This window comes from Microcystis sp. M53603_WE2 (assembly GCF_030065435.1).
The window spans coordinates 1-1,035 of sequence record NZ_JASJFF010000337.1 but is presented as its reverse complement, the minus strand read 5'-3'; the positions used below and the strand labels follow the sequence as shown (position 1 = coordinate 1,035).

Genomic DNA, 1,035 nt, shown 5'->3' with positions numbered 1-1,035 from the left:
GAGGAACCTTTGGGGTCGAAACACGGCAAGACTCCCAGAGGTTCTTCTTTTTCACTCCCTTATTGGCTCAAAGTCAGCCATAAAATCAGGTTTTACCCGATCGCTAGTTTTCTCCGAATTTATCCCTTCTAGGTCTGTTGCTGCTTACCAAGAGCAACAGGTCAAAATTTTTGCCGAAGAAACTGCACAAGAGAAGTGTAATTCCTCGTAAAATTGGGAATTAAGTACAGGGGCAATCCTATGGCAGATAAAAATAACGGTAACGGTGGCTTATTCGTCGTCGGGGTTTTAGTGGGCAGTGCGATCGGGGCAGTGGCGGGTTTATTAGTAGCGCCGAGATCTGGAAAAGAAACCCGTCGAATTCTGCAAAAATCCGCCCGGGCTTTGCCTGAATTAGCCGAAGATCTGACCACGACGATGCAATTACAGGCCGATCGCCTATCGGAATCGGCCCGGCGTAATTGGGATGATACTTTAATGAGATTAAAAGAGGCGGTGACAGCCGGAATCGAAGCTAGTCAAAGTCTAGCCACGGACAATCCCTCCCCTGACTCGCAAGAATCCCCCCAGGGCGATAATCAACACTCGAATCACTACTAAATGACCGAACCTATTTTCTGGCTAGGATGTTCTTTACTGCTAGTCGCCGTTAGTTTAACGGCGGTTTTCATCGCCGCTTTACCTGCTCTGCAAGAGTTAGCCCGGGCAGCCCGGAGTGCCGAAAAATTGTTCGATACCCTCCATCGGGAATTTCCCCCGACTCTAGAAGCAATTCGCCTGACAGGGGCAGAAATCAGCGAATTAACCGAAAATATCGATGAAGGGGTCAAAAGTACCCGCCAAGTTTTCCAAGGAGTCGATCGCAGTCTCGGTAGTGCTAAAGCTGGTCTCAGCAAGCTCGATCGTGGCAGCCGTCGCCTCTTGATCGGTTTTAAAGTCGCTTGGAATACTTGGAAACGCAGTTAAGCAGATGGGGAAGTGGGGTGTGGGGTGTGGGGTGTGGGGTGTAGGGTGTGAGGTGTGGGGTGTGGGGTG

General features: G+C 50.1%; 3 protein-coding genes. All 3 read left to right on the top strand.

What is annotated here, in order from left to right; all coding sequences use genetic code 11:
* Window positions 1–211: hypothetical protein (locus PX481_RS07305; protein ID WP_288094163.1), on the top strand; the 211-nt coding region annotated here is incomplete at its 5' end.
* A 29-nt stretch (window positions 212–240) separates the two neighbouring features.
* On the top strand, window positions 241–600 hold the full coding sequence (locus PX481_RS07300; protein WP_002761233.1) for a YtxH domain-containing protein: 360 nt from the start codon (window positions 241–243) through the stop codon (window positions 598–600).
* Window positions 601–966 carry a DUF948 domain-containing protein gene (locus tag PX481_RS07295; protein ID WP_288002681.1) on the top strand — a complete coding sequence of 122 codons (366 nt, stop codon included), beginning with the start codon at window positions 601–603 and terminating at the stop codon, window positions 964–966. It abuts the gene before it with no gap.
* Window positions 967–1,035 lie beyond the last annotated feature (69 nt).